The organism is Streptomyces sp. NPDC014870, from assembly GCF_043081505.1.
Classification (GTDB): domain Bacteria; phylum Actinomycetota; class Actinomycetes; order Streptomycetales; family Streptomycetaceae; genus Streptomyces.
This window is the reverse complement of the sequence record NZ_JBIBWQ010000003.1, coordinates 764,269-788,611: the sequence shown is the minus strand read 5'-3', so window position 1 is coordinate 788,611 and position 24,343 is coordinate 764,269. Positions and strand designations below refer to the sequence as shown.

The following is a 24,343-nucleotide window of genomic DNA, read 5'->3' as shown; positions in this document are numbered from 1 at the left end:
TGTCAGATGCTGACGCCCACCGAGCGCAGGAACGCGGCCGGGTTGAGGGCGGAGCCGTAGTTCGGGGTCGTACGGATCTCGAAGTGCAGGTGCGGGCCGGACGAGTTGCCGGTGTTGCCGGACAGGGCGATCTTCTGGCCGGCGCCGACCTTCTGGCCGACGTGCACCTGGATCTTCGACAGGTGCGCGTACTGCGAGTACTTGCCGTTGGCGTGCTTGACGACGATGGCGTTGCCGTACGCGGGGCCGTCGCCGCCGCCGTTCGGGCCGGCCTTCACGACGGTACCGGCGCCGGCGGCCTTGACCGGGGTGCCGACCGGGACGGCGAAGTCCTGGCCGGAGTGCTTGTGGGCCCACATGGCGCCGCCCTGGTTGAAGCTGGCGGTCAGGGTGTAGCCGCCGACCGGCTTGACCCAGGAGGGGGCCTTCTTGGCGGCGACCGGAGCGGCCTTGACCGCCTTGGCGACGGCCGCCTTCTTCGCGGCGGCCTTCTCGGCGGCGGCCTTGATGGTGGCGGCGGCGTGCGCCTGGGCGTCGGCCTGCGCGGCGACGGCAGCGGACGCACCGGTCGCGGCAGTCGCGATGGTGGCCTTGCCCTCGGCGGCGAAGGCGGACCCTGCTCCGGCCACCAGCGACACTCCCAGACCCGCGGTGGCGAGAGCGACGGCGGTGACTCGGGCGGCGGGGTTCATAACGCGCTTCGACATACGGGGGAAAACCTCCGGACAGAAAGGGACCCGATGCGAGCGGCGCACCGGGCGGGCTGTTGCTCATCCTTGGTAACCCGGACCCCCATCCGGCGTAAACCACCCCATCTACGACATTGCGTCGTAGCGGCGGGCGGGGAAGTTCAGCCCTTGACGCCCGACTCCTCCACCTTCGAAATCGGACATACCAACCCAAGAGAACTGGTTTATCCGCACGTCGGACTCGCCCGAAACCATCCATCAGGCCCCTCAGCGCACGGTTCGGGGGGTCTTGGGACCAAAGACCCGGGCGCGACGCCCTGAACGTCCCGAATCACCACCAAACACCAGCACTATTCCGTTTAGTACCCCTCGAAACGCCTGTGCGCCTTGTCACGGCGCCGCCCCCACCATTGCGACCTGGGTCACGCAACCGCGGCCTTGTCGATCACGTCCGGGGCTACGCTGACGCCGTCGGGCACCAAGGGGGGACACCAGATGGAACCGTCAGTCATCGGCACGCGCCTCGCCTCTGCGGCGATGGCCCCGCTTCTGAAGAAACTGCTGGTCAGCGACGGTCCAGGGGCGGGTCTGCCGGGCGCGGCCCGGCGCATCCGGCTGTCCGGGCTCGTCTCCTTCCGCGGCGAGAAGCGCACCCTGACCGAGAAGGACGTCCGCAAGCTCGCCGCCACCCTCGTCGAGCGCGCGACGGCCGGCCCCGGCGAGCGGCCGTTCCCCGCCGACGAGACCGAGGCGCTCACGGACACCCTGGCTGCGACCCTGCTCGCCCTCGGCGACCTCGACATGGACGACGTCCAGGCCGTCCACCTGGGCGCGCCCGCCCTGGCCCGCGCCCTGCGGGCGGCGGCCCCGGCCCCGGACGGCCTGTCGACGGACTCCGTCCACTTCCTCGGCTCGCTGACCGAGTGGGCCTGCGTCCACATCCTGGAGTTCTTCACCCAGCGCTCCACCTTCGTGGCCCGCTCCCTGGTCGAGCAGACCCGCGGCCAGGCCGCCCTGACCGCCAAGGTCGACGAGGTCATCCGCCGCACGCCCCGGGTGGACGCGCGGGACGCGGAGTTCGAGCGGCGGTACCTGGCGTACGTGGCACGGAAGCACGGGAGCCTGCAGATCTACGGGGTGGACCTGGACGGCGCGCCGGAGCGGTGGCCGCTGGACGTGGCGTATCTGTCGCTGGAGGCGACGGGGTCGGCAGGGCCTCCGCTCGCGTTGCTGTCCCATGGCGAGCACGGAGAGGAAGCCCGCCGCCTCCACCTGGCCGCCCTCCAGCGGGTCGACACGCATCTGCCCTCTGACGAGGACCTCGACGCCTTCGACGACGCCCTCGGGGACGCCGCCCTCGGCGTGACCGGCCCGGGCACGGGCGTCACGTGGACCCGGGAACAGAGCGAGGCCGTGCGCGCAGCGGCCATCCGCCTGCTCGACGCCCTCGACGCGGGCGGCCCGGCCGACCAAGCCCTCGCCCGGCACGACAAGGTGCTCCTACGCGGCCTCGCCGGCTCCGGGAAGACGACCTTGGTGCAGTGGCTGGCCGTCTCGGCGACCCGCGAGGACCTCGCGGACGACATGGCGTACCTCCGCGACCGCATCCCCTTCGTCCTCCCCCTCCGCACCCTCACCCGCCACGGCGAGCGGCTTCCCGCCCCGGACCGCTTCCTGGCCTCCGTCGGCTGCCCGCTCTCCCCGCCCGACGGCTGGGCGGACCGCGTCCTGGCCGCCGGACGTGGCCTGATCCTCGTCGACGGCATCGACGAGATCCCCGAGGCGGAGCGCGAGCGCGCCCGCCGCTGGCTCCGCGACCTGCTCGACTCCTACGAAGGCAACCGCTGGCTCGTCACCTCCCGCCCCACCGCCGTACGCGAGGACTGGCTGACGGCCGACGGATTCGCCGAGCTGGCCCTCGCCCCCATGTCGACCGCCGAGGTCACCACCTTCGTACGCCGCTGGCACCGGGCGGCCGGACCGGACGCGGCCCCGTACGAGCAGCAGCTGCTCGACGCCCTGCGGTCCACCTCCGAGGTCGCCCAGCTCGCCACCAACCCCCTCATGTGCGGTCTGATCTGCGCCCTGCACCGCAGCCGCCGGGGTTTTCTGCCGCGCGGCCGGAAGGCGCTCTACGACGCGGCCCTGTCGATGCTCCTCAGCCGCCGGGACCGCGAGCGGGACATGGGGACGCCGTACGGGATCGAGCTGGGCGAGGCCCCGCAGATCCAGCTGATCCAGCGCATCGCGTACTGGCTGACTCTCAACGGCCGTACGACGATGGACCGTTCGCACGCGGAGTCGGTGGTACGGGAGGCGGTACCGGCCATCACCGAGGCGGCCGGGTACGCACCGGACGCGGTCTTCACGCACCTGCTCCACCGCAGCGGTCTCCTGCGCGAACCGACCGCCGACACCGTCGACTTCGTGCACCGCACCTTCCAGGACTACCTCGCGGCGAAGGCCCTCGTGGACCGCTGGGACATCGGCGTCCTGGTCCAGCACGCGGCCGACGACCAGTGGGAGGACGTCATCCGCATGGCCGTCGGCCACGCGCGCCCGCGCGAATGCGCCGAGATCTTCGAGGAGTTGCTGCGCGCGGTCGACGCGGCGCCCGACCGCCGTACCCGGCTGCGGGTCCTCGTCGTGGCGGCGACCGCCCTCGACCACGCGACGGAGGTGGCACCGGAGATCCGCGACCGGGTCCTGCGCCGGACGGCGGCGGTCATTCCGCCGTCCGGCCCGGACGAGGCGCGGGAGCTGGCGTCGGTGGGCCGGGCGGTCCTCGACCTGCTCCCGGGACCGGAGGGGCTCGACGACGAGGCCGCGCGGGCGGTGGTGATCACGGCGACGCACATCACGGACGAGGCGGCGCTGCCGTACCTCGCCAGGTTTACCCGCCACGAGAATCTGGGGGTCCGTTCCCAGCTCATGTGGGGATGGTCCCGGTTCGACCCCACGGTCTACGCCGCCGAGATCATCGCCCGGCTGGACCCGTCGCGCCTCAAGTTCACCATCGTTTCCGACGCTCACGCCGCCGAGATCGTGCGCCTCGGCCTTCTCCCCGAACACCTCGAACTCCGCGGACGCCTCACCTCGCAGGGAGCCGCGCTGCTGAGCGACGCTCTCGGCAGCGCGAAGAGCCTGGTCGTACAGGGCCCCCTCGGACAGGTCCTGGAGTCGTTCCCGCTCGGCACCGAGCTGGAGGCTCTCACCTTGTCCGCGTACCCCCAACGCGGTTTCGGTGTTCTCCGACGTCTCACCCGCCTCAGGGGGTTCACCCTCGTCCGGGCCCTCAGGATCACCGCTGACGACTGGCGGGTGATGGCCGACCTCGGCGCGCTCACGTCGCTGTCGGTGCCCGATGCCGCCATGCAGGACATGCCGGACTCGTTGCGGCTGCGGGTCCGGCGGCTGGACGTGGACTGCACGGGATCCTTGCTCTCCCTGGAAGCGATCGCCAGGACCTTCCCCGATCTGGAGGAACTCGCCCTCTGGGACTTCGAATCCGATCCGGTCTACGACCTCACGCCCCTGGCGTCCCTGGCAGGGCTCACCCGTGTCTCCGCTGCCGGCGCCCGCTTCACCGGCACCGAGCACCTCCGCCCCACCGTCGAAGTGGTCACATGAACCACCCTCCCCCGGTACGTTCGCGCACATGACCGACATAGAACTCGCCGACGCCATCGAGTCCGTACGCGATCAGCTGATCGAGGCCGCCGGCCGGGCCACGGGGAAGCCCGTGGCCTTCGAAGTGGGGGACATCGAGATGGAGTTCACGATCGAACTCCGCAAGGAGGTGAAGGGCGGGGCCAAGGTCAAGGCCTGGGTCGTCGAGGGCGGGGCCGACGCCTCCAGGGCGCGGGGCGAGACCCACCGCGTCTCCTTCACGCTCAAGCCGCGGAACGCCACCACCCACGGGCCCTGGCTCGTCGGCAACGACGACGCCGGTGACACCTCCGACTTCGGCACCGGGCCCGCCCGCTGATGGGCGCCCTTCCCCGCACCGCCTTACGGCTCCCCGTCGTCGTCCGGTCCGAGCAGTACGGCCGGCAGGGCAGCGGCGTCATGCTCACCACCGACACCGTCCTCACCTGCGCCCATGTCCTGGGCCCCGCCTACTCGGCCTGGGTGTCCGTGCCCGGACTGCACGCGTCCGTCCTCTGCCAGGTGATCTGGTCGGACCACCGGCTCGACGCGGCGCTCCTGCAGGCCCCCAAGAGCCTGGTCGGGCTGGTCGCCTACCGTGCGAGGATCGGTCACGTCGCCACCGACCGGCCCCTGCCCGGCTGCGAGATCCTCGGGTACCCACGTGTCCAGCGGTACGAGGACGGCCGCAAACTGGAGAGCGATCAGTACCGGGGCACCCTGCTCCCCCTCGCCGGGCTCATCCGCCGCACGATGGTCGTCGAACTCGACGCACCCCCGGCGGCCCTGGAGAGCGACGAGGGTTCGCCACTCGCGGGGCTCTCCGGCGGGCCGGTCATCTCCGCCGACGGGCTGCTCGGGATCGTGCGCGAGGTGCCGAGAGGCCGTGGGCACCGGCGCGTCGAGTGCGTGCCGCTGAGCGCCCTCGCCGCCGACGCCGACTTCCTCGTCGCCTACACCCAGGCCACCGGCCACGGCTTCCCCTCGCTCGTCGCCCTCACCCACCACTCCTCGACCGACGCGCCCTACGAGCAGGAGTACGGCGAGGCCGTCGCCGCCGCCTACCGCCGCACCCGGATCTTCGGCCTCGACGAACTCGGCCGGCGGGCCGCCGACTGGGACCTGGACACCGCCTACCTCTCCCTGGAGGCCACCTCACGGGACCCGGCCGCAACTCCCGTCCCCCAGCGCATCGACGACCTCCTCGCCGCCCGCCCCCGCGTCCTGCTCCGCGGGGACGCGGGCGCGGGCAAGACCACCCTGGTCTGGTGGCTCGCCGCCCACGCGGCCGCCGGCAGCCTCGGCCCGCGGCTGGCCGAGCTGAACGGCCTCGTGCCGTTCGTCGTCCCCCTGCGGGCCCTCCGCGCCCGCGGCACCGGCTTCCCCTCCCCCGCCGAACTCCCCGGAGCGGCGGGCCTGATGATCGACGCGGCGCCCGAGGGGTGGGCCGGTCGGGTCCTCACCGCAGGCCGGGCGCTGCTGCTCGTCGACGGTCTCGACGAGGTGCCCCAGGAGGACCGCGAGGCCGTCCACGGCTGGCTGTCGGGGCTCCTCGCCCGCTACCCCCGCACCCGCTGCGTGGCGACCGTACGGCCGCTCGCCGTCGAGGTGGACTGGCTGGGCGGGGAGGGGTTCGAGGAGCTCACCCTGCTCCCGATGCGGGACGAGGACATCCAGGCCTTCGTGACCGCCTGGCACGACGCCGCCCGGCTCGACGCCGTCGACGAGCCGCTCGACGCGCTCGAACGCGATCTGCTCCAGCAGTTCCGCCACAACCCGACCCTGGCCGACCTGGCCCGTACGCCGCTGCTCTGCGCGGTGATCTGCGCCCTCCACCGGTTACGGGAGGGGTTCCTGCCCGAGACCCGCTGGGCGCTCTACGAGTCCGCCCTGAGGCTGCTGCTCGGCAGCCGCGACGACCGGCGCCGGATCGACGCCCCCGACGGCATCCGGATGTCGGTGGAGGAGCACCAACAGCTCCTCCAGCGGCTCGCGGCCTGGCTCGTCCGGGGCGGGCAGACGGAGTTCACCCGGGAACAGGCGCTGCACCAGCTGAACCGGACGCTGCCGGGGATGCCGCGCGTCACGGCCCAGGGCACGCCGGAGGAGATCCTCACCCATCTCCTCAACCGCACCGGCCTCCTGCACGAACGGACCGACTCCGTCTTCCAGTTCGCCCACCGCACGTTCCAGGACTTCCTGGCGGCCAAGGAGTTCGTCGAGGACGACCTCGTACCGGAGCTGCTGCGGCACGCGCGCGACCAGCAGTGGCACGACGTCCTGCTGCTCGCGGCCGGCCACTGCTCGCGCCGCGACCTGCCCGTCCTCGTGGAGGGGCTCCTCGCGGCGGGCTCGGGGAGCCGGGACAAGGACCTGAAGACGACCCTTTACGTGCTGGCGGCCCTCTGCGCCCAGCACGCGGCCTGGCTCACGGAGGGGCTCCACGCGCGCGTGCGGAAGGCGATCGTCTCGGTCCTGCCGCCCCGGACCCTCGAACAGCAGAACACGCTGACAAGGCTGGGGGCCTACCTCCTGCCGCTCCTGCCCGACCCGGCGTCGGAGGCGGACCCCAGAGGATCCTCGCTCTCCCTGATCTGCGAGATCGGTGGCGCGGCCGCGCTCCCCTATGCACGCGCGTACGCCGACGCCGCGCATGCCTTTCTGCTGGCCGTCAGCTGGTCGACGTTCCCGACGGAGGCGTACGCCCGCGAAGTCCTGGCCCGCATCCCGCTCGACATAGTCATGCTCTACATCACGGAAAAAGACCAGCTCCCTTGGGTCCCGCTGCTGCGGCACGCCCCGAACGTTCATCTGCACGGCGGCTTCGCCCAGGCGGAGATCACGGACGCCCTCCGTGACCTCCCCCTGAAACTGCTCCACATCACCGACAACGCACGCCTGACGGACCTGTCGCTGCTCATGCCGTTCGCGGCCACGCTCCGGGCCCTGTCGATGCAGCGTTGCTCGTCGCTGACGGACCTCACGGCACTCGAGGGTCTCGTCGAGCTGCAGTCCTTGCAGCTCGACGGTATGCGGCTGGGCGCCGAGGAGCTGAAGGTGATCGCGAGGGTCCGTTCGCTGCGGCATCTCTCGCTGCACGCCCGCCCGGACCTCACCACCCAGCTGGACCTGACCCCGCTGCACAGCCTCGCCGGCCTCAAGGTGAAGGTCGACGGCCTCGCCAAACGGCACGTCCTCGGCCGCGCCCCCTTCGGCGACCGGCTCACCCTGCAGCCATAGGGGCCACGCCAAAGGGGCGGCCCCGGACTCTTCCGAGTCCGGGGCCGCCCCTGTCACGCGGTCGGGCGCTTACGCGTCCTTCGAGAGGTTCGGGCCCGCTCCGCCCGTGGCCTGCTCGATCGGCGGGACGTCCGGCAGGGCCGACTTCTCCTCGCCGCGGAAGGTGAACTTCTTCTCCTCACCCTCGCCCTCGACGTCCACGACCACGATGTGACCGGGGCGCAGCTCGCCGAAGAGGATCTTCTCGGAGAGCGAGTCCTCGACCTCGCGCTGGATCGTCCGGCGCAGCGGCCGGGCGCCCATGACGGGGTCGTAACCCTTCTTGGCGAGCAGCTCCTTCGCGGCCTGGGAGAGCTCGATGCCCATGTCCCGGTCCTTGAGGCGCTCGTCCACCCGGCTGATCATCAGGTCGACGATCTGCAGGATGTCGTCCTGGGTGAGCTGCGGGAAGACGATGATGTCGTCCACACGGTTCAGGAACTCCGGGCGGAAGTGCTGCTTCAGCTCGTCGCTGACCTTCGCCTTCATCCGCTCGTAGTTGGACTTCGTGTCGCCCTGGGCGGCGAAGCCCAGGTTGAAGCCCTTCGAGATGTCCCGGGTCCCGAGGTTGGTCGTCATGATGATGACCGTGTTCTTGAAGTCCACGACCCGGCCCTGGGAGTCGGTCAGGCGACCGTCCTCCAGGATCTGGAGAAGGGAATTGAAGATATCGGGGTGGGCCTTCTCGACCTCGTCGAAGAGGACGACGGAGAACGGCTTGCGGCGCACCTTCTCGGTGAGCTGGCCGCCCTCTTCGTAGCCCACGTATCCGGGCGGGGAACCGAAGAGCCGGGAAACCGTGTGCTTCTCGCTGAACTCCGACATGTCGAGGGAGATCATCGCGTCCTCGTCGCCGAAGAGGAATTCGGCGAGCGCCTTGGACAGCTCGGTCTTACCGACACCGGACGGGCCGGCGAAGATGAACGAGCCACCGGGACGCTTCGGGTCCTTCAGGCCGGCACGCGTACGACGGATCGCCCGCGAGAGGCCGATGACGGCGTCCTTCTGGCCGATGACGCGCTTGTGGAGCTCGTCCTCCATGCGCAGCAGGCGGCTCGACTCCTCCTCGGTCAGCTTGAAGACCGGGATGCCGGTGGCGGTCGCGAGGACCTCGGCGATCAGCTCGCCGTCGACCTCGGCGACGACGTCCATGTCGCCGGCCTTCCACTCCTTCTCCCGCTTGGCCTTCGCCGCCAGCAGCTGCTTCTCCTTGTCGCGGAGAGACGCCGCCTTCTCGAAGTCCTGGGAGTCGATCGCGGACTCCTTGTCCCGGCGGACGCCGGCGATCTTCTCGTCGAACTCGCGGAGGTCCGGCGGCGCGGTCATCCGGCGGATGCGCATCCGGGAGCCGGCCTCGTCGATCAGGTCGATCGCCTTGTCCGGCAGGAAGCGGTCCGAGATGTACCGGTCGGCCAGGGTCGCGGCCTGGACGAGGGCCTCGTCCGTGATGGAGACGCGGTGGTGGGCCTCGTACCGGTCGCGCAGACCCTTGAGGATCTCGATGGTGTGCGGCAGCGACGGCTCGGCGACCTGGATGGGCTGGAAGCGGCGCTCGAGCGCGGCGTCCTTCTCCAGGTACTTGCGGTACTCGTCGAGCGTGGTGGCGCCGATGGTCTGGAGCTCACCGCGGGCCAACATCGGCTTGAGGATGCTGGCGGCGTCGATCGCGCCCTCGGCGGCACCCGCACCCACCAGGGTGTGGAGCTCGTCGATGAACAGGATGATGTCGCCGCGGGTGCGGATCTCCTTGAGGACCTTCTTCAGGCGCTCCTCGAAGTCACCGCGGTAGCGGGAGCCGGCGACGAGCGCGCCGAGGTCGAGGGTGTAGAGGTGCTTGTCCTTGAGGGTCTCGGGCACCTCGCCCTTGACGATGGCCTGCGCCAGTCCCTCGACGACGGCGGTCTTGCCGACGCCTGGCTCGCCGATGAGAACCGGGTTGTTCTTCGTGCGGCGGGACAGCACCTGCATGACCCGCTCGATCTCCTTCTCGCGCCCGATGACCGGGTCGAGCTTGGATTCGCGGGCCGCCTGGGTGAGGTTGCGGCCGAACTGGTCGAGGACCAGGGACGTCGAGGGGGTGCCCTCGGCAGGACCGCCGGCCGTGGCGGCTTCCTTGCCCTGGTAGCCGGAGAGCAGCTGGATGACCTGCTGCCGCACCCGGTTGAGATCGGCGCCCAGCTTCACGAGGACCTGGGCGGCGACGCCCTCGCCCTCGCGGATCAGGCCGAGCAGGATGTGCTCCGTGCCGATGTAGTTGTGGCCGAGCTGGAGGGCCTCGCGGAGCGACAGCTCCAGGACCTTCTTGGCACGCGGGGTGAAGGGGATGTGACCGGACGGAGCCTGCTGGCCCTGCCCGATGATCTCCTCAACCTGCTGGCGGACCGCCTCGAGCGAAATCCCGAGGCTCTCCAGGGCCTTAGCGGCGACACCCTCACCCTCGTGGATAAGGCCCAGGAGGATGTGCTCGGTGCCGATGTAGTTGTGGTTGAGCATCCGGGCTTCTTCCTGAGCCAGGACGACAACCCGCCGCGCGCGGTCGGTGAACCTCTCGAACATCGTTAATCGCTCCTCAGAGCGGTCAGTCAGTTAGGGGTCGATCCCCTCCCTGTCCTTCCGCAGCTTAGTCCCGCAAGCGGGGACCGCTCATTCCAACTGCCGACATCCGTCCGGATCACCCCCTTGTCCGTGGGGAGACCTGCTGCCGAACAGCCGACAAATGCTCCAACTCGATGGTGCGAGACGATGTTCCCGCAGGCCAAGCAGTTACCCGTGCCGCATGTACGCCGATGGCGAACGTGAGACGCGAATCGCCGCGAGTCGTCCCTCCTCACTAGGAATGTCTTACCCGTAGGCACTGACACTCCATGCGGCACACCCCGGTTCCCTCCGCTACGGGCGAACATCCTTGCGCTGCCGGACGCACCCGTACGCCCTCCTCGCGCTCACGGAGCGCATCCGGACGGCGACGGAGAGTCGATGTGCGCGGGCCCGTCGGCGTAACCAAGGAGCCCTCGGAGGCGTTCCCCGGACATGCCCTTCAGCGTCCGGCGCGTGCCGCCGCCCCGCTCGCCGCTCGACGGTCCGCGTCTCGACGGTCCGCCGTTCGAGGGCGATCCGGCGTTCGAGGGCGATCCGGCGCGCTGGTACGAGGAGGGGCTCGGCTGGGCGACGGTGGCGGGGCCGCCGGTGGGCCTGGTGACGGGGCTGCGCTTCGACGTCCTGGAGCTGCCCGCCGAGGCGGGCCGTGCGGTGCTGCGCAGGACGGGCGCGGGCGCCACGGGGCCGGTGGCCCTGGCGGGGCGGCGGATGCGGCTGCTGGTGGCCGCGGGAAGCGCGGAGGAGCTGCCGGGGCTCCTCGACTGGCTGGAGTGGGGCGGCATCTCGCTCGATCTCACCGCGATGGGCGCCGGCAGCCGGATGACCGCTCCTGTTCCCCCAGGATGGAGCGGTTCCGGCGCGCCGGGCGCCGCGGTGTGGCTGCGGGCCCCCGAGCCGGGTCGTGCGGTGGAACCCTCACTGCCCGCCCTGCGGCCCGCGGAGCGGGCCGACGCGGCCGCCCCGTGTCTGGCACGCCTGGTGGCCGCCGCGGCGGCGGAGTGCCACCGGGTGCGGCTGCTGAGCGCGCGCCCCGCCTGCTCCGCGGGCCGGCCCCTCAGCAGCTGACGCGTCAGCGGTTGGCGTTCTCGTACGCGGTCTTGACCTCCGCCGGGACACGGCCGCGGTCGTTCACCGGGTAGCCGTTCTCCTTGGCCCACGCACGGATCTTCGCGGTGTCCGGGCCCGCACCGGGCGCCACCCGGCCCTTGCCGCGCGTACCGGCGCTGCGGCCACCGGTGCGACGGCCGCTCTTGGTGTACGGCTCAAGGAGGCCGCGGAGCTTCTCCGCGTTGGCGGTGGTGAGGTCGATCTCGTAGGTCTTGCCGTCCAGCGCGAACGTCACGGTCTCGTCCGCCTCGACACCGTCGAGGTCGTCGACAAGAAGGACCTGAACCTTCTGTGCCACCGGATTTCCTTTCATCGAAAATGCAGTACGCGGAAAGGAAACCGCTTTTCCCGGAAAAACACAAACCCCTGGGAGAGGTTCAGAAGCCCGGCAACGCGGGAAACGTGCGCGATTCGGACATAGAGGTTCCGAGTGGGTTCCGACGGGGTTCCGTGACGGTTCCGCGCAGGTTCCGGAGCCGGTATCAGAGCGATCGTTACGATCAGAGGTGCAGAAGCATCCGGCTGTTGCCCAAGGTGTTCGGCTTCACTCGTTCGAGACCGAGGAACTCCGCGACACCCTCGTCATAGGAACGCAGGAGCTCGCTGTACACATCTCCGTCGACCGGAGTCTCACCGATCTCCACGAAGCCGTGCTTCGCGAAGAAGTCGACTTCGAAGGTCAGGCAGAATACCCGGCGTACCCCGAGCCAACGCGCGGTGTGCAGCAACTTCTCGAGCACGTGATGTCCGACACCGGCGCCCTTGAACTCGGGATCGACGGCGAGAGTACGGACTTCGGCGAGGTCTTCCCACATGACGTGGAGTGCGCCGCAGCCGACCACGACGGCGTCCTCGTCGCGTTCGGCGACCCAGAACTCCTGGATGGCCTCGTAAAGCGTCACGGTCGCTTTGTCGAGCAGGATGCCCCGGCTGACGTACGGATCGACGAGGCGGCGTACGGCGGCGACATCACTGGTGCGGGCGCGACGAACGGTGACGGCTTTTGCGGCGGCTTGGGACGACGGCATGGGGGGACGTTATCGCCCGGCGTCGTCCGGGCCGTCGGCAGCCTCGCCGCCGGCCTCCTCCGCGGCCGCGGGGGCGGTCGCCGGCGGGCTCGCGGGGGGTTCCTCCGCAGGTGGGGCGGGGGGCTCGGGGGCGTTGTACCCGACGACGCGGATCGCGTCGCCGAGGGCCTCGCGCTGCTCGCTGGACATCATGCCGAAGAACGCGACAAGGGCCGCCGCGGGGTTGTCGCTCTGGGCCCAGGCCTCGTTCATCAGTGCGGCCGAGTAGGCGGCGCGGGTGGAGACCGCCGTATATCGATAGGCGCGCCCGTCGACTTCCCTGCGCACCCAGCCCTTCTGATGGAGATTGTCCATTACGGTCATGACGGTGGTGTAGGCGATGGACCGTTCCTGCTGGAGATCCTCCAGGACTTCCCTGACGGTCACCGGGCGGTTCCATTGCCAGACGCGTGTCATGACGGCGTCTTCCAGCTCTCCCAATTGTCGGGGCACACCGCCACCATAGTCCGCGAACCGGTAATGGCCGGTTATTGACGGAGGAAACGCAACAAAAAGGACGTACGACCGGAAAGTGGTCGTACGTCCTTCGGGTGTCGCTCGGTTGTTCTTCGGGCGTCCTCCCGCCGCGGGCGGGGGCCGCGCGGGCTACGAGGCCGCGCCGTCCGCCTGACGGGTGGCCTCGGCGCGGGCGAGGGCGGCGTCCACGGCGGCGTCCTCCTTGGCCTTGTTGGGGCCGCCCTGGCTCTTCACGATCGTGACGACGAGCGCGGTGAAGAACACGGCCATCACGACGGGGGGCAGGAGCGCGGATACGTAGTCCATGGCCACCAGGGTAGCTATCCGGCGGCGCGTTCCTCGGGCGGGGGCGGAGGTACGGGGCGTCGGCACGGCGGGAACACCTCGGAGGGCTTGGGCGCGGGGCGCTTGGCCGGGGCGGGCGTCGCGGGCGGCTTCGGGGTGGCGGGGCGCTTGGGTTCGTCGGCGGCCCGGCCGCCGGGGAGGGCGAGCAGCCGGGCGCGGGGCGCCGGGGGCTGCGCCGGTGCGGGCAGTACGGGCCTGGGCGGCACGGGCGCCGGCGCCGCCTGGGAGAGGCGGGCGAGGCGGGCGCGCACGGAACGCTCCGCGAGGACCTGGCAGCGCTCCAGGAGCGCGGCGGCCCGGGGGTTGGCCCGCAGCGCGCGCAGGGCCGCGAGGTCGTCGGCGCCGGGGTCGTACCCCGCGCCGAGGGCGTCCTGGAGGAGTTCCAGATAGCCGGTGAGCGAGCCGGGCAGGGTCTCGCGGTACCTGGTCAGGTCCGCGAGGAGGAACGCCCGGAGCCGGCCTGCCTCGCGGACGGCGTCGTCCACGGACTCGGCGAGGCGCAGACAGTCCTGGACGTCCTCGTCCTGAAGGGGGGCGGGGTTGAGGGCGGTGGCAAGGGCGCGGCGGACCACACGCAGCTCGTCCGCGCTGAACGCCATGCCGCCCCGGGATCCGTATGGCGTGGGCATGAGGTGACGATACGCGCTAATCGGACAAATTTCGTCTTACCGATCATCCCCGGGCGCGGCGCGCGGCGACCGCTCCGCGCCGCGCCCCGGCTACAGCCGGGAGACGTTGCGTTCGTACACCAGGCGCAGGCCCACCAGCGTCAGCCAGGGCTCGTGCTCGTCAATCTGGGTGGAGTCGCCGAGGACCATCGGGGCGAGGCCGCCCGTCGCGATCACCGTCACGGTCGAGGGGTCGCCGTCCCGGCCCACGAGTTCCCGCTTCATGCGGGAGACCACGCCGTCGACCTGGCCCGCGTACCCGTAGACGATGCCCGACTGCATCGCCTCCACCGTGTTCTTGCCGATCACGCTGCGCGGCCGGGCCAGCTCGATCTTGCGGAGCATCGCGCCCTTGACGCCCAGCGCCTCGACCGAGATCTCGATGCCGGGCGCGATCGCCCCGCCCGCGTACTCGCCGCGCGCGGTGATCGCGTCGTACGTCGTCGCCGTACCGAAGTCGACCACGATCGCCGGGCCGCCGTAGAGCTCGACCGCCGCGACCGCGTTGATGATCCGGTCCGCGCCGACCTCCTTCGGGTTGTCCGTGAGGATCGGCACGCCCGTCTTGACGCCGGGCTCGACGAGGACGGCCGGGACGTCGCCGTAGTACCGGCGGGTGACCTCGCGCAGCTCGTGCAGCACCGAGGGGACCGTCGCGCAGATCGCGATCCCCTCGATGCCGTCGCTCAGCTCGACGCCGAGCAGCGGGTGCATGCCCATCAGGCCCTGGAGCAGGACCGCCATCTCGTCGGCGGTACGGCGCGGGTCGGTCGAGATGCGCCAGTGCTCGACGATCTCCTCGCCGTCGAAGAGGCCGAGGACCGTGTGCGTGTTGCCGACGTCGATGGTGAGCAGCATCAGGCCCGCACCTCGCGCAGGTCGAGGCCGATGTCGAGGATCGGGGAGGAGTGCGTGAGCCCGCCGACCGCGAGGTAGTCCACGCCCGTCGCCGCGTACGCCGCCGCGTTCTCCAGGGTGAGGCGGCCGGAGGACTCCAGGACCGCGCGTCCCGCGACCAGGGCGACGGCCTCCTCGGTCTCCAGGGGGGTGAAGTTGTCCAGCAGGATCAGGTCCGCGCCCGCGTCCAGGACCTCGCGGACCTGGTGCAGCGTGTCGACCTCGACCTCGATCGGCACGTCCGGGAACTGCTCCCGTACGGCCTTGAAGGCCTGCGCGACGCCGCCGGCGGCCACCACGTGGTTGTCCTTGACCAGCGCGGCGTCCGACAGCGACATACGGTGGTTGACCCCGCCGCCGCAGCGCACCGCGTACTTCTCCAGGGCGCGCAGGCCCGGCGTGGTCTTGCGGGTGTCGCGCACGCGGGCCTTGGTGCCCTCCAGGACGTCCGCCCACGCGCGCGTGGCGGTGGCGATGCCGGAGAGGCGGCACAGGATGTTCAGCGCGCTGCGCTCGCCGGTGAGCAGGTCACGGGTGCGGGTGGTGACGCTCAGCAGCGTCTGTCCCGCCTCGACCCGGTCGCCGTCCTCGACGTGCCGCTCGACCTCGAAGGTGTCGGTGCAGACGATGGACAGCACGGCCTCGACGATCCGCAGGCCGGCGACCACGCCCGCCTCGCGGGCGGTGAAGTCCGCGGTGGCGACGGCGTCCTCGGGGACGGTCGCGACGGTCGTCACGTCCACGCCGCCGTCGAGGTCCTCCTCGATGGCCAGGTGGGCGATGTCCTCGACCTGGACCGGGTCGAGGCCGGCGTCGGCGAGGAGCTGGGCGAGCGCCGGGTCGAGGCCGCTCTCGTAGACCTCGTCGGCGCAGCCGCAGCCGTCACCGCAGCCGCCGGTGTCCTCGGTGGGCGCGCTGATCTGGATGAGGGGGACGTCCACGGGCTGCGGACGTGCTTCTTCGGGCGTGCTCACGACTGCGGCTCCTCGGGGGCTTCGGGTGTGACGGGGGGAAAGTCTGCGGTGGGGGTACGGCGGACCACGAGCCGCCGGTCCGAGGTGAGGCGCACGACCAGATGGCGCTGCCACTCCTCGACGCGCTCGGGGTGGTCCTCGCGCCAGTGGCAGCCGCGGGTCTCCTCGCGCTCCAGGGCGGCGGCGACCAGGACCCGGGCGACGCACAGGAGGTTGGTGGTCTCCCAGGACTCGACGCCCGGCTCGGCCGTCTTGCCGAAGTGGTCCTCCGCCGCGGAGAGGCTCAGCGCCTCCAGGGCGTCGGCGGCGGCGCCGAGGCTCGCGGCGGACCGCAGCACTCCGGCGTCCGCGCTCATGATCCGCTGGATGCGGACCCGGGTCTCCGGGGCCAGCAGCGGCAGCACGGTCGCGCCGGCGGAGACCACCGGAAGGCCCTCGCGGTGCGGGCCGCGCACGGCGATGTCGTCGGCGATCCGCTCGGCGAAGACCAGGCCCTCCAGGAGCGAGTTCGAGGCGAGCCGGTTGGCGCCGTGGACGCCCGTGCAGGCCACCTCGCCGCACGCGTAGAGGCCCGGGACCGTGGTCCGGCCCGTCAGGTCGGTGCGGACGCCGCCGGAGGCGTAGTGGGCCGCGGGGGCGACCGGGATCGGCTCCGTGACCGGGTCGATGCCGTGGGCCCGGCAGGCGGCCAGGATGGTGGGGAAACGCTGCTCCCACATCTCGGCGCCGAAGTGCCGGGCGTCCAGGTACATGTGCTCCGCGCCCTGCTCCTGCATCCGGCGCATGATCGCCTTGGCGACGATGTCGCGGGGGGCGAGCTCGGCCAGCTCGTGCTGCCCGAGCATGAAGCGGACCCCGTCCGCGTCCACGAGGTGGGCGCCCTCGCCCCGTACCGCCTCGGAGACCAGCGGCTGCTGCCCCTCGGAGTCGGCACCGAGGAAGAGCACCGTCGGGTGGAACTGGACGAACTCCAGGTCGGAGACCTCGGCCCCGGCGCGCAGGGCGAGCGCGACGCCGTCGCCGGTGGAGACGGCCGGGTTGGTGGTGGCCGAGAAGACCTGGCCCATGCCGCCGGTGGCGAGGACCACGGCGGGGGCGTGGACGGCGCCGACACCGTCGTGCTGGCCCTCCCCCATGACGTGCAGGGTCACGCCCGCGGTGCGGCCGTCGGCGTCCTTGAGGAGGTCGAGGACGAGGGCGTGCTCGATGGTGCGCAGCCCCCCGTCCCGTATCGCCTCCACGAGGGCGCGGGAGATCTCCGCTCCGGTGGCGTCGCCGCCCGCGTGGGCGATCCGGCGGCGGTGGTGGCCGCCCTCGCGGGTCAGGGCGATCTCGCCGTCGGCGGTCTTGTCGAAGTCGGCGCCGGTGTCGATCAGCCGGCGGACGGCGTCGGGGCCCTCGGTGACCAGGAGCCGGACGGCCTCGGTGTCGCAGAGCCCGGCGCCCGCGACGAGCGTGTCGTCCAGGTGCTGCTCCGGGGTGTCGCCCTCGCCGAGCGCGGCGGCGATCCCGCCCTGCGCCCAGCGGGTGGAGCCGTCGTCCAGGAGGGCCTTGGTGACGACGACCGTGCGCAGTCCGGCGGCGGTGCAGCGCAGGGCCGCGGTGAGCCCGGCGACGCCGGAGCCGACCACGACGACGTCGGCGTCGATGGACCAGCCGGGCGCGGGCGCGTGCAGCCGTATTCCAGTCACTTGGTGGCTCCGAACATCAGCGGGATGTTGTCGATCAGCCGCGTGCTGCCCACGCGCGCGGCGACGGCGAGGAGCGCCTCGCCGGCGTGGTCGTCGGCGACCTCGGTGAAGTCGGCCGGGTCGACCAGGGCGAGGTAGTCGAGGGTGAGCGGGGGCTCGGCCTTCGCCGCCTCGTCGACGACGGCGCGGGCCGCGGCCCGTACGGCCTCGGCGCCACCGCCCTCGGCCGCCTGCGCGACCGCGTGGGCGTCGGCCGCGGCACGGGCCTCGCCGAGCCGGGAGAGCCCCTCGGCGCGGGTCCCGGCCCGGTTGTGGGCGCCGGGCAGCGAGTCGGCACGCGCGCGCAGCGCGTGCTGGGCGGCGAGCCGGTCGCTCGCGGCGAACAGGGCGCGGGACAGGGCGAGGGCGGTGCGGCGCTCGCCGGCGGAGAGGTAGCGGTTGCGGCTGGACAGGGCCAGGCCGTCGGTCTCGCGGACGGTCGGCACGCCGACGATCTCCGCCGGGAAGTTCAGGTCGCGGACCATCCGCCGGATCAGGGCCAGCTGCTGGGCGTCCTTCTGGCCGAAGAAGGCCAGGTCGGGGCGGGTGAGGTGGAGCAGCTTGGCGACGACGGTGAGCATGCCGTCGAAGTGGCCCGGCCGGGAGGCGCCTTCGAGGCGCTCGCCCATGGGGCCCGCGCTGATCCGGACCTGCGGCTCGCCGCCGGGGTACACCTCGTCGACGGAGGGCGCGAAGACGGCGTCGGCGCCGGCCTCCTCCGCCGTCCTGAGGTCCGCGTCCAGGGTGCGGGGGTAGCGGTCGAGGTCCTCGCCCGCGCCGAACTGCAGCGGGTTGACGAAGACGGTGACGACGACGAAGCCGTCGGGGCCGACGGACTCACGGGCCGTACGGACGAGGGTGGCGTGGCCGTCGTGGAGCGCGCCCATGGTCATGACGACGGCGCTGCGGCGGTCGGTGGAGCTGTTTTCGGCCACGCCCGGGCCCGCCGCGAGGGCGTGCAGCTCGTCCGCCGTACGGACCAGGGCGAAGGTGGTCGATGTCATCGGTCGGTCTCCCCGTCGGCGAGCACACCCAGCAGGTCCTCGGCCAGCTCGGGCTTGAGCAGGCCGTGCGCGAGCGCCCGGTCGGCGGTCGTGCGGGCCATCGCCAGATAGCCGGCGACGGTGCCGGGCGCGTGCTTGCGCAGCTCGGCGACATGGGCGGCGACCGTGCCCGCGTCACCGCGCGCGACGGGGCCGGTGAGCGCGGCGTCCCCGGAACGCAGCGCGTTGTCCAGGGCGGCGCCCAGGAGCGGGCCGAGCATGCGGTCGGGGGCGGCCACCCCGGCCTCGCGGAGCAGGTCCATCGACTGGGCGACCAGCGTGACCAGGTGGTTCGCGCCGAGGGCGAGGGCCGCGTGGTAGAGCGGGCGGGCCTCCTCGGCGATCCACTCGGGCTCGCCGCCCATCTCGATGACCAGGGCCTCGGCCGCGAGCCGCAGCTCCACGGGCGCGGTCACCCCGAAGGAGCAGCCGGCCAGGCGCTGGACGTCCACGGAGGTGCCGGTGAAGGTCATGGCGGGATGCAGGGCCAGCGGCAGGGCGCCGGCCCGGCGGGCGGGGTCGAGGACCTGCACGCCGTACCGCCCGGAGGTGTGCACGAGCAGCTGACCGGGGCGTACGGCACTGGTGTCGGCGAGTCCCTCGACCAGGCCCGGCAGGGCGTCGTCGGGGACGGTCAGGAGGACCAGCTCGGCCCGGGCGAGCACCTCGGCGGGCGGCACGACCGGCACGTCGGGGAGCAGTTCGGCGGCGCGTCGCCGGGACGCGTCGGAGACCGCGGAGACGGCGACGGGCCGGTGGCCCGCGAGCTGCAGGGCGGCGGCGAGGGCGGGTCCCACCCGGCCCGCTCCGACGACTCCGACGGTGAGTCGCGCGGGTCGGTCCTCGGCTCGGGGTTCTGCTCGGGACTCAGCTGGATGGTTCACGCGGCAACGGCCTTCCGTTCCAGTCCGCGGGGGGTACCGGACGATTTCTGGTCATGCTACGCCAGCGTTTCGTCCTCCTCCGTGGCTGTCCACAGGGTGTGGGCGGCGGTGTGATGATCGACCCATGGACGACGTCGTGGACCAGAACGTGGACGAGGGCATGGGCGAGCGCAGGGTCGAGGGCGTGGCCGAGGACGCCGACGGCCGGCCGGAAGAGCCGGCGGACGCGGCCGGAACCCGCCGCCACCAGGCCGAGGTGTGGGGCGCGGCCGCCCGGAAGCTGGCCCACTCACCGGTCGAGGGCACGGTGGGCGACCGGCTGCGGGCGCTCGCCGACTGGGCCGGGACCACCGAGGACGACGGCGGCCCGCTCGACGCGTACGGCGACGGCCTGGTCGAGGAGGTCGAGCGGCGGGTGGCCGAGGAACTCGGGCTGCCCGCCGCGGTGTTCTTCCCGACCGGGACGATGGCGCAGCAGGTGGCACTGCGCTGCTGGGCCGGGCGGACCGGCAGCCCCGTCGTCGCCCTCCACCCGCTCGCCCACCCGGAGGTCCACGAGGGCGGCGCGCTGCAGTCGGTGAGCGGGCTGCGGACGGTCCACCCGACGGACGAGCCCCGGCTGCCCACGGCGGACGAGGTACGGGACCACCCGGAGCCGTTCGGGACGCTGATGCTGGAGCTGCCGCTGCGGGACGCCGGGTTCGTACTGCCGACCTGGGACGAGCTGGTGGAGGTCGTGGAGGCGGCCAGGGAACGGGATGCGGTGGTGCACGTGGACGGCGCGCGACTGTGGGAGTGCGCCCCGCACTTCGGGCGCGGCCTGCGGGAGATCGCGGGGCTCGCGGACAGCGTGTACGTGTCCTTCTACAAGTCCCTGGGCGGTCTCTCGGGCGCGGCGCTCGCCGGCCCGGAGGACGTGATGGAGGAGGCCCGGGTGTGGCGGCACCGGTACGGCGGCCAGGTCTTCCAGCAGTACCCGGCGGCGGCCTCGGCGCTCCGGGGCCTCGACCGGGAGCTGCCCCGGCTGCCCTCGTACGTGGCGCACGCGCGCGTGGTGGCGGCCTGGCTGCGGACGGCCTTCGAAGAGGCGGGCACGGCGTGGTTCCGGGTGCACCCCGAGCCGCCGCACACCCACCAGTTCCAGGTCTGGCTGCCGTACGACCCGGACGTCCTGACGGCGGCCTCCGTGGCGCTCGCGGAGTCGACCGGCACCGTCCTCTTCCGCCGCTGGCGGAGCCCCGGCGCGGGCGGTCCGCCGGGGATGGCGATGGCGGAGGTGACGGTGGGCGAGCCGGGCCTGACCTGGACGGAGGCGGACGTCAGGGAGGCGGTACGGGCCTTCCTGGCGCTGCTGCCCCGACCGTAGGGCGGCGCTGCTGCCCAGGCCGTAGGGGCCCGGGTCTCAGCAGGCCTTCGGGTGGTGCCGGCGGCCCAGGACCGTACGCAGGGCCAGGCGCAGGCGGCCCCGGGCGGGCCGGCCGGCGAGGACCGCGCGGAAGCGGCGGCGGTCGCGGAGCGCACGGTAGGTCGCGACGTCGTGGGTACCGGGCAGCGGCGGCATCCGCTCCCCGTGCTGCGCGGCGCGATAGGTGTCGAAGAGGTACTGGTGCATCGCGTTCATGGACTCGACGATGCTCCGCCGGCCGCCCCGGGTCGCGTCGATTGACGGGCGGCGTCAAACGACGCGACACCACCCACCGGGCTTCCCGCACCATGGGGTGGTGAGCGTGACCATCGACATCACCGGCCTGCCGCACGAGCGGATCGTCTTCGCCCCCTCGCCCCTGGCCGAGCTGGGCGCCGCGCTGCACGCGCTCTGCGAGCCCGGCCACCACCCGGGCCTGCACGGCTGGGCCACCACCACCTGCGCGAACCTGAAGCCGGAGCTCGCCGACCGGCTCCACGAGGCCGACTTCATGTGGCGCTCCACCCGGTCCGACTTCCTGCTGACCGCCCAGCCACGCGCGACGCTCGCGGAGGAGCTGGACGACCTGGACCGCATGGACGACGAGAAGTTCGTGGGCGCGGCCCTGGAGATCTCCTGCAACTCCCAGTACGGCGAGGGTGTGCCCTCCCCGCTCGTCGACGCCCACGCCCGCTGCCGGGTCCTCGACCTGGCCGCGGCCCGCGGCCCGCGCCAGGCCGCGTTCGTGGCACGGATGCTGGCCGACCCGCCCGGCATGCGCGCGTGGATCCGCCGGCTCCTGGAGGACTGCGACACGGCGTTCTTCGCCGACACCTGGGACCGGGTCCGGGTCCAGCTGGCCGCCGACGCCCGCCACAAGACCGAACTGCTGCGGCGCAAGGGCCTCACCGAGGCGCTCGCGGCCGTCTCGTCGGCGGTGAGCCTGGAGGAGGACGCGCGCGGCACCCGGATCGTCGTCGACAAGCTCGTGCACGGCCGTACGACCGCCCAGGGCTCGGCGCTCACGTTCCTGCCGACGGCCTTCGGCAGGCCGCACCTCTTCGCGCTGCACGCGGCGGGCTGGCAGCCGGTGGTGCAGTACCCCGTCTCCACCCGCGAGATCGCCGGAACCGCGCCCGTGGAGACCGTCAAGCTCCGCCTGGAGGCCGTCGCCCACCCGATGCGGATGCGGATGTGCCGCAACCTCGCCCGCGCCTCGTACACGACGAGCGAGCTGGCCGACGCGTACGGCATCTCCGCACCGGAGGTCTCCCGGCACCTCGCGGTCCTGAAGAAGGCGGGGCTGCTCACCACCCAGCGGCGCGGCCGCTACGTCATGCACCAGCTCGACGTGACCGTCGTCGCCCGCCTGGGCAGCGACTTCCTCGAGGCGGTCCTGCGCTAGGGCCTGTCCGGCGGATCAGGGCCGGATAGGACGCGGCGTCTGGTGCGGTGCATCGCAAGGCGCCGGAGCGTCTCGATAGCGGAGCTATCGGGGCGTTTCGGCAACGCGGCGGGGCGCCGTGCCAGGCGTCGCGGCCCCGGTCATGATCCGCCGGACAGGCCCTAGCCGAGTGGGGCGCGGGCGCTCAGGCCGCGCCGCCGCCCGCCCGGACCAGGCCCGTCTCGTACGCGAGCACCACGACCTGCACGCGGTCGCGCAGGTCCAGCTTGGTGAGGATGCGGCCGACGTGCGTCTTCACCGTGGCCTCCGAGAGGACGAGCCGGGCGGCGATCTCGCCGTTCGACAGGCCCTGGGCGACCAGCAGCATGACCTCGCGCTCCCGGTCGGTGAGCCGCTCGATCTCCTTGTGCTGGGGCTCCTTGCCCGAGGACGGCAGCATCGGGGAGAAGCGGTCCAGGAGGCGGCGGGTCGTGGACGGGGCCACCACCGCGTCGCCGCTGTGCACGGAGCGGATCGCGCCGAGCAGCTCGGCCGGCGGCACGTCCTTCAGCATGAAGCCGCTCGCGCCCGCCTTGAGCCCGGAGAAGGCGTACTCGTCCAGGTCGAAGGTGGTCAGGATCAGGACGCGCGGCGCACCGGGCTCCGCGCAGATCCGCCGGGTCGTCTCGACGCCGTCCAGCTTCGGCATGCGGACGTCCATGAGGACGACGTCCACGGCCGTCGAGCGCAGCACCTCCAGCGCCTCCACGCCGTCGCCCGCCTCGGCCACGACCTCCATGTCCGGCTGAGCGGCGAGCACCATGCGGAAGCCGGTGCGCAGCAGCATCTGGTCGTCGACGAGCATCACGCGGATGGACATGAAGATCCTTAGGGGTCGTCAGTGAGCGGGCTTGAGGGGGAGCAGGGCGCTGATGCGGAAGCCGCCGCCGGGACGCGGTCCCGCGTCCAGGGTGCCGCCGACCATGCCGACCCGCTCCCGCATGCCGATCAGGCCGTGGCCCCGGCCGTCGGCGCCCCCGTCCTCGTACATCTCGTGGGTCGCGCCCCGCCCGTCGTCCTCCACGAGCAGCCCGAGACCGTCGTCGAAGTAGACCAGGCGAACGCTCGCACCGGCGTCGGGACCGCCGTGCTTGCGGGTGTTGGTGAGGGCTTCCTGCACGATCCGGTACGCGGTGAGCTCGACACCGCTCGGCAGCGGGCGCGGGGTGCCCTCGATGCGGAAGTCCACGGTCAGACCGGCGCTGCGGACCTGCTCGACCAGGTCCTCGATCTGCTCGACGTCCGGCTGGGGCACGTACTCGCCGGCCTCCTTGTGCTCGCCGGTGCGCAGGATGCCGAGCAGCCTGCGCATCTCGGCCAGCGCCTGCCGGCCGGTCGAGGAGATCGTCTCCAGGGCCTGCTTGGCCTGGTCGGGCGAGGAGTCGAGGACGTACGCGGCGCCGTCGGCCTGGACGACCATCACCGACACGTTGTGCGCCACGACGTCGTGCAGCTCGCGGGCGATCCGGGCACGCTCGGCGGCCACGGCGACCTTGGCCTGCGCCTCGCGCTCCTGTTCCAGGCGGGTGGCACGCTCCTCCAGCTGCGCGAAGTACGCGCGGCGGGTGCGCAGGGAGTCGCCGAGCACCCAGGCGAGGGCGAACGGCACGGTCATGATGACGGTGAAGAAGACGTGCGCCGCCGTGGAGTTGATCTCCTCCTGGTCCGGCCAGCGCAGCTGGGAGAGCGTGGCGGCGCTGAGACCGCCGGCCAGGGCGAGCCGGGAGGCCCAGCGCGGGCCGTCGTGCGCGGCGACCGTGTAGATGATCACGAGCATCGCGAAGTCGGCGAAGAACGGCATGAGCCCGAAGCCCAGCTGGGCGAGGCCGATGACGACCGTGAGCACGAGCATCTTCTCGGGCGCGCGCCGGCGCAGCGCCACGACCAGGCACAGCAGCGCGGCGACGACGCCGTACGCGGCGGGGTTGTCGACCGTCGGGTAGCTCGAGCCCACCCACAGCAGGGAGAGCCCGAAGAGGACGACGGCCCAGAAGCTGTCGACGCCCGTCGGGTGTCTGCGGATGAAGTCGTAGAGGCGCTGCACGTGACCCAGCGTAGGGAAGGCGGATAGGTGCAGGGGTCAACCGT

At 72.3% G+C, this 24,343-nt stretch carries 21 protein-coding genes; 6 read left to right on the top strand and 15 right to left on the bottom strand.

Features of this window, described 5'->3' with window-relative positions; genetic code table 11:
• Positions 1-2: 2 nt before the first annotated feature.
• Complete coding sequence (locus ACF09C_RS12370) at positions 3-707, bottom strand: M23 family metallopeptidase (RefSeq protein WP_392091329.1); 705 nt, start codon at positions 705-707, stop codon at positions 3-5.
• Between the two features lie 477 nt (positions 708-1,184).
• Here ACF09C_RS12370 and ACF09C_RS12365 point away from each other — a divergent pair, with 477 nt between their 5' ends.
• The 3 genes from ACF09C_RS12365 to ACF09C_RS12355 are packed head-to-tail and all read left to right on the top strand — an operon-like array spanning position 1,185 to position 7,577.
• Positions 1,185-4,319: an NACHT domain-containing protein gene (locus ACF09C_RS12365; protein ID WP_392091328.1), complete on the top strand. Its 3,135-nt coding sequence runs from the start codon at positions 1,185-1,187 to the stop codon at positions 4,317-4,319.
• A 28-nt stretch (positions 4,320-4,347) separates the two neighbouring features.
• On the top strand, positions 4,348-4,677 hold the full coding sequence (locus tag ACF09C_RS12360; protein WP_392091327.1) for a trypco2 family protein: 330 nt from the start codon (positions 4,348-4,350) through the stop codon (positions 4,675-4,677).
• Positions 4,677-7,577 (top strand): NACHT domain-containing protein, encoded by a 2,901-nt coding sequence (locus tag ACF09C_RS12355; RefSeq protein ID WP_392091326.1) that lies wholly within the window; start codon positions 4,677-4,679, stop codon positions 7,575-7,577. Before ACF09C_RS12360 ends, ACF09C_RS12355 begins: the two co-directional genes overlap by 1 nt.
• A 69-nt stretch (positions 7,578-7,646) precedes the next feature.
• On the opposite strand, the gene ACF09C_RS12350 is transcribed toward ACF09C_RS12355, so the two are convergent.
• Positions 7,647-10,172 (bottom strand): ATP-dependent Clp protease ATP-binding subunit, encoded by a 2,526-nt coding sequence (locus tag ACF09C_RS12350; protein WP_392091325.1) that lies wholly within the window; start codon positions 10,170-10,172, stop codon positions 7,647-7,649.
• 474 nt (positions 10,173-10,646) lie between these two features.
• On the opposite strand from ACF09C_RS12350, the gene ACF09C_RS12345 reads away from it, so the two are divergent.
• Complete coding sequence (locus tag ACF09C_RS12345) at positions 10,647-11,279, top strand: SCO3374 family protein (protein WP_392091324.1); 633 nt, start codon at positions 10,647-10,649, stop codon at positions 11,277-11,279.
• Positions 11,280-11,283: 4 nt separating this feature from the next.
• On the opposite strand, the gene ACF09C_RS12340 is transcribed toward ACF09C_RS12345, so the two are convergent.
• The 10 genes from ACF09C_RS12340 to ACF09C_RS12295 form a co-directional block, all read right to left on the bottom strand.
• Positions 11,284-11,619: an Lsr2 family protein gene (locus ACF09C_RS12340; RefSeq protein WP_362015693.1), complete on the bottom strand. Its 336-nt coding sequence runs from the start codon at positions 11,617-11,619 to the stop codon at positions 11,284-11,286.
• 202 nt (positions 11,620-11,821) lie between these two features.
• Complete coding sequence (locus ACF09C_RS12335) at positions 11,822-12,349, bottom strand: amino-acid N-acetyltransferase (protein WP_392091322.1); 528 nt, start codon at positions 12,347-12,349, stop codon at positions 11,822-11,824.
• Between the two features lie 9 nt (positions 12,350-12,358).
• The gene (locus ACF09C_RS12330; RefSeq protein ID WP_392091321.1) at positions 12,359-12,841 is read right to left on the bottom strand and encodes a BlaI/MecI/CopY family transcriptional regulator; all 483 of its coding nucleotides are present in this window, start codon (positions 12,839-12,841) and stop codon (positions 12,359-12,361) included.
• A 153-nt stretch (positions 12,842-12,994) separates the two neighbouring features.
• On the bottom strand, positions 12,995-13,171 hold the full coding sequence (locus ACF09C_RS12325) for a hypothetical protein (protein WP_362414199.1): 177 nt from the start codon (positions 13,169-13,171) through the stop codon (positions 12,995-12,997).
• Positions 13,172-13,185: 14 nt separating this feature from the next.
• On the bottom strand, positions 13,186-13,809 hold the full coding sequence (locus ACF09C_RS12320) for a hypothetical protein (RefSeq protein WP_392091426.1): 624 nt from the start codon (positions 13,807-13,809) through the stop codon (positions 13,186-13,188).
• A 120-nt stretch (positions 13,810-13,929) separates the two neighbouring features.
• Positions 13,930-14,736 (bottom strand): type III pantothenate kinase, encoded by an 807-nt coding sequence (locus tag ACF09C_RS12315; RefSeq protein WP_362015704.1) that lies wholly within the window; start codon positions 14,734-14,736, stop codon positions 13,930-13,932.
• The gene (nadC, locus tag ACF09C_RS12310; protein ID WP_392091320.1) at positions 14,736-15,749 is read right to left on the bottom strand and encodes a carboxylating nicotinate-nucleotide diphosphorylase; all 1,014 of its coding nucleotides are present in this window, start codon (positions 15,747-15,749) and stop codon (positions 14,736-14,738) included. Before nadC ends, ACF09C_RS12315 begins: the two co-directional genes overlap by 1 nt.
• Positions 15,746-17,440: an L-aspartate oxidase gene (locus ACF09C_RS12305; protein ID WP_392091319.1), complete on the bottom strand. Its 1,695-nt coding sequence runs from the start codon at positions 17,438-17,440 to the stop codon at positions 15,746-15,748. The genes nadC and ACF09C_RS12305 overlap by 4 nt, the downstream gene beginning before the upstream one ends.
• Positions 17,437-18,483, bottom strand: coding sequence for a pantoate--beta-alanine ligase (gene panC, locus ACF09C_RS12300; RefSeq protein ID WP_392091317.1), 1,047 nt, complete (start codon positions 18,481-18,483; stop codon positions 17,437-17,439). Before panC ends, ACF09C_RS12305 begins: the two co-directional genes overlap by 4 nt.
• Positions 18,480-19,406, bottom strand: a complete 927-nt coding sequence (locus ACF09C_RS12295; protein WP_392091316.1) for a Rossmann-like and DUF2520 domain-containing protein — start codon at positions 19,404-19,406, stop codon at positions 18,480-18,482. Before ACF09C_RS12295 ends, panC begins: the two co-directional genes overlap by 4 nt.
• Before the next feature lie 124 nt (positions 19,407-19,530).
• Between ACF09C_RS12295 and ACF09C_RS12290 the strand changes: the two genes are divergently transcribed.
• Positions 19,531-20,772 carry a threonine aldolase family protein gene (locus ACF09C_RS12290; protein WP_392091315.1) on the top strand — a complete coding sequence of 414 codons (1,242 nt, stop codon included), beginning with the start codon at positions 19,531-19,533 and terminating at the stop codon, positions 20,770-20,772.
• Positions 20,773-20,808: 36 nt separating this feature from the next.
• On the opposite strand, the gene ACF09C_RS12285 is transcribed toward ACF09C_RS12290, so the two are convergent.
• Positions 20,809-21,027 carry a hypothetical protein gene (locus tag ACF09C_RS12285; RefSeq protein ID WP_392091314.1) on the bottom strand — a complete coding sequence of 73 codons (219 nt, stop codon included), beginning with the start codon at positions 21,025-21,027 and terminating at the stop codon, positions 20,809-20,811.
• Positions 21,028-21,127: 100 nt separating this feature from the next.
• Between ACF09C_RS12285 and ACF09C_RS12280 the strand changes: the two genes are divergently transcribed.
• Complete coding sequence (locus tag ACF09C_RS12280; protein WP_392091312.1) at positions 21,128-22,216, top strand: DUF5937 family protein; 1,089 nt, start codon at positions 21,128-21,130, stop codon at positions 22,214-22,216.
• 184 nt (positions 22,217-22,400) lie between these two features.
• Here the strand turns inward: ACF09C_RS12280 and ACF09C_RS12275 are convergent, their stop codons facing one another.
• Positions 22,401-23,075, bottom strand: a complete 675-nt coding sequence (locus tag ACF09C_RS12275) for a response regulator (RefSeq protein ID WP_392091311.1) — start codon at positions 23,073-23,075, stop codon at positions 22,401-22,403.
• 18 nt (positions 23,076-23,093) lie between these two features.
• Positions 23,094-24,299, bottom strand: a complete 1,206-nt coding sequence (locus tag ACF09C_RS12270; protein WP_392091309.1) for a sensor histidine kinase — start codon at positions 24,297-24,299, stop codon at positions 23,094-23,096.
• Positions 24,300-24,343: the final 44 nt, after the last annotated feature.